The sequence below is a fragment of the Arthrobacter sp. HMWF013 genome (assembly GCF_003061105.1).
Classification (GTDB): domain Bacteria; phylum Actinomycetota; class Actinomycetes; order Actinomycetales; family Micrococcaceae; genus Arthrobacter.
Genome location: NZ_QAIQ01000429.1, coordinates 2608 through 6584 on the forward strand (window position 1 = coordinate 2608; position 3977 = coordinate 6584).

General features: G+C 65.1%; 6 protein-coding genes. All 6 read left to right on the forward strand.

Going from position 1 to position 3977, the window contains the following annotated elements; translation table 11 throughout:
- Window positions 1–223, forward strand: a 223-nt coding sequence (locus DBR22_RS24630) for a S26 family signal peptidase (RefSeq protein ID WP_258229242.1), incomplete at its 5' end; no start/stop codon positions are given.
- Window positions 224–1069: a signal peptidase I gene (gene lepB, locus DBR22_RS15655; RefSeq protein ID WP_108599784.1), complete on the forward strand. Its 846-nt coding sequence runs from the start codon at window positions 224–226 to the stop codon at window positions 1067–1069.
- 71 nt (window positions 1070–1140) lie between these two features.
- Complete coding sequence (locus DBR22_RS15660; protein WP_181365208.1) at window positions 1141–1863, forward strand: ribonuclease HII; 723 nt, start codon at window positions 1141–1143, stop codon at window positions 1861–1863.
- A gap of 57 nt (window positions 1864–1920) precedes the next feature.
- Window positions 1921–2247: a DUF2469 domain-containing protein gene (locus DBR22_RS15665; protein WP_108599785.1), complete on the forward strand. Its 327-nt coding sequence runs from the start codon at window positions 1921–1923 to the stop codon at window positions 2245–2247.
- Window positions 2248–2368: 121 nt separating this feature from the next.
- The gene (locus DBR22_RS15670) at window positions 2369–2725 is read left to right on the forward strand and encodes a YraN family protein (protein ID WP_108599786.1); all 357 of its coding nucleotides are present in this window, start codon (window positions 2369–2371) and stop codon (window positions 2723–2725) included.
- Window positions 2726–3977: YifB family Mg chelatase-like AAA ATPase (locus DBR22_RS15675; RefSeq protein WP_108599787.1), on the forward strand; the 1252-nt coding region annotated here is incomplete at its 3' end.

Genomic DNA, 3977 nt, shown 5'->3' on the forward strand with positions numbered 1-3977 from the left:
CTTCAGTGCGGTGGTGCCCGCTGGCCTGCTGTGGCTCCTCGGCGACCACCGATCCGAGTCCGCCGACTCCCGGAGCCTGCTGGGTGCGCCGGGCGGGGGCATGGTTCCGTTGGACAGAGTGATCGGCAGGCCGCTCCAGATCGTCTGGCCACTTGATAGATTTGCTGGGATACCACGGCCGGCAGCGGCAGCAGCAGGACCAATGACAGAGGACGTACAGTAGATGCCCGAGAATCAATCCCGGATACCAGAGCCGCCCCGCGATGGTGCTCCCGGCATCTCCGCGGAAGGCACTGCCGCCGAAGCCGGCGCCCGGACGGCGGCGGCCGGGGCTGATACCGGAACAGCGGCGCCTTCAGCTGGGCGACGGTCCGCGGCGCCCAAGGCCGAGCGCCAGGAACCAAGCCAGCTCTTTGTCTGGCTGAAGGAAATTGCCACAGTGGTGGTGATCGCAGTAGTCCTGTCCTTCCTCATCAAGACATTCCTCTTCCGCGCCTTCTACATTCCTTCGGAGTCCATGGTCAGTACCCTGGACGTCAATGACCGCATCTTCGTGAACCTCCTGGTGCCGGAGCCGTTTGCACTCTCACGCGGCGACGTGGTGGTCTTCAAGGACAACCAGGGATGGCTGACCGAGGCGCCCGAAGAAGAAAAAGGACCGTTCACATGGGTCCAGGACGGCCTGACCTTCGTGGGCCTCCTTCCGGACAACTCCGAACAGCACCTCGTCAAACGGGTCATCGGACTCCCCGGAGACCACGTGATCTGCTGCGACGCCGGCGATAAACTGACCATTAACGGATCTCCCATCGATGAAAGCTACGTCAACACCGATGAAAAACCGCAGATCCGCGCCTTCGACGTCGTCGTTCCGGAAGGGAAGATCTGGGTCATGGGCGATAACCGAAACCATTCCGCAGATTCCCGCTCCCACCTGGACTCGAACGGCGGGTTTGTTGACCTTGAGGACGTGGAGGGCAAGGCAGCCGTCATCGCCTGGCCACTGAACAGGATCACCGTCCTCGACAACTACCCCAAAGTGTTCCGCGACGTGCCCGCAGGGGGCTAGCAGTGTCCGCAATCCTCCCCACAGCCACAGCCACAGCCACAGCCGCAACGGCAACCGCAGCCACGGCCGGGATACCGGTCCGCAAAGCCGGGGCACTCCGGGCGAAACCGCCGACGCTCCGGCACGAACGGACCTTCAAGACGCAGGGTGCCCGTTATCTGGCCGGCGTTGATGAAGTGGGCCGCGGCGCGCTGGCAGGCCCTGTCAGCGTCGGGATCGCCGTCGTCGATCTTCACAAGCAGAAGCCCCTGACCGGCGTCCGGGACAGCAAGCTGCTCAGCCCGGCAGAGCGGGTGCGCCTCGAACCGCTGGTCAGAAGCTGGAGTGTGGCCTCTGCAGTGGGTCACGCTTCCTCCCGGGAGATCGACGATCTGGGGCTCATCGCGGCTCTGCGGCTGGCCGGTACCCGTGCGTGGCTGGACATCCTCGCAGCAGGCGTCAGCCCGGATGTGGTGCTGCTCGATGGCAGCCACAACTGGCTATCGCCACCCGAGCAGCTTTCCCTTTTCGATGAGGCAGCCCAGGATCCAGGCTGTGACGCTCCGGTCCACACCAAGATCAAAGCCGACATGCAGTGCCTCAGTGTTGCGGCTGCCAGTGTTATTGCCAAGGTTGAGCGCGACGAGCAGATGCGCGGCCTGCACCTCGAGTACCCGGATTTCGGCTGGGACCTCAACAAGGGCTATGCCACCGCGATCCACCGGGACGCGCTCCGTGCCGCCGGGCCCACTCCGTACCATCGCGTGAGCTGGAACCTCCTGGGTGGCGAACTGTTCCCCGAGGCCGGGACGTAGCAGCGCCGCACGGCTGCCGCGGCGCCCGCGGCCCCCTGAATGGTGCAAGATGGAAGCATGAGTGCAGAGGATCTTGAAAACTACGAAACCGACATGGAGCTGCAGCTCTACCGTGAATATCGGGATGTCGTCGGGCTCTTCAGTTACGTTGTCGAGACCGAGCGCCGTTTCTACCTCGCGAACCACGTTGATCTCCAGGCCCGAAGCGCCGACGGTGAGGTCTACTTCGACCTGACCCTGCACGATGCATGGGTGTGGGACGTCTACCGTTCCGCGCGCTTTGTGAAGACAGTCCGGGTACTGACGTTCAAGGATGTCAACGTCGAAGAACTGCCACGGAATGAGGAACTCGCCCTGCCGAAGGACGTTGACCTCGGCAATTAGCTCCTTCCCGCCGGGCCACTGTTCCTCCACACGGGTGCCATCTTCCTGAGGTTACCCACATAGACCCCTGGCACGGTGTCCTCCGCAGCCCTGCCCCCGCAGGCTGGTTGCGGAGGTAGAAATGAAATCCAAAGACCTGTTGGGCCGCCGCGGCGAGGACCTGGCCGCCGGCTATCTTGAAGCGCTGGGCATGCTGGTGGTGGAACGCAACTGGCGTTGCACCGAAGGCGAAATCGACATTGTGGCCCTGGATGGGGACGCTTTGGTCATCGCCGAGGTGAAAACCCGTCGGTCGCTGGACTACGGGCACCCGTTCGAAGCCGTAGGAGCGGACAAGCTGGCCCGGTTGCACCGGCTCGGTTCGGCATGGTGCCGGGACCGGGAGCTGCGGATGCCGCTGCGGCGCGTGGACGTCATCGCAGTGGTGGACGACGGCGGCGGCGAACCCCTGGTGGAACACCTCAAGGGGGTGGGGTAGTTGGCTCTCGGGCGGACCTGGTCGGTGGCGCTCGTGGGCCTGAACGGGTACATCGTCGAGGTGGAAGCAGATATTGGCCAGACCCTGCCGAACTTCGTGATTCTGGGCTTGCCGGATGCCGCCCTTAACGAGGCCAAGGAACGGATACGTTCCGCCGCCAAGAATTCCGGAATCCCGCTGAGCCGGCGGAAGATCACCGCAAACCTCATTCCAGCGTCGCTCCCCAAACGCGGTTCGGGCTTTGACCTGGCCGTCACCATGGCCGTCCTGCGGGCAGCGAATGACATCAAACCCACCGGGCGGACGGTCTTCATCGCTGAACTCGGGCTGGATGGCCGGTTGCGGCCTGTGCGGGGCATCCTTCCCGCCGTCATGGCTGCCGTCCAGGCCGGCTACCCGGAGGTGGTCGTGGCCCATGCCAACCTGGCAGAAGCATCACTGGTGCCCGGGGCAAGGGTCCGGGGTTACCGGACCCTCGCCCGGCTTGCCCTCGATTTCGGGGCAGACCCCCAGGAGCTCGCCCTGGATTTCGAGCCGGAAGATGAGTGCAGCCAGGGCGACTCTTCACATGCCGCCCGCGCTGTGCCTGACATGGCTGATGTCTCGGGGCAGGGCGATGCCCGTCGGGCCCTGGAAGTGGCGGCGGCCGGCGCCCACCACCTTCTGCTCATGGGGCCGCCCGGCGCGGGAAAGACCATGTTGGCAGAGCGCCTGCCAGGGCTGCTTCCGGACCTTGCGGACAACGAAGCCATGGAAGTCACCGCCATCCATTCCCTCTGCGGCCTGCCCTCGTCCGCTGTTGAGCTCCTGCGGCGTCCGCCGTTCGAAAACCCGCACCACTCCGCTACCGCTGCGGCCATTATCGGTGGGGGTTCGGGGCTGCCCCGCCCGGGCGCGGCGTCCCGGGCCCACCGCGGAGTCCTGTTCCTTGACGAGGCACCCGAGTATGAGCGGCGCATCCTGGATGCGCTGCGTCAACCACTCGAAAGCGGGGAGCTGGTCATTCACCGCTCGGCCGGAACAGCGGCCTATCCCGCGCGGTTCCAATTGGTCCTTGCCGCCAACCCCTGCCCCTGTGGCAAGGCCTCCGGTAAAGGCCTCGACTGCACCTGCACGCCCATGATGAGGCGCCGCTACGTGGCCCGGATGTCAGGACCGCTGCTGGACCGCGTAGACATCCAACTCCAGGTGGAGCGCGTCTCGTTGGCTGACTTCGGCCAGGCCGGAGCGGAGGAGGGCACGGCAGCTGTGG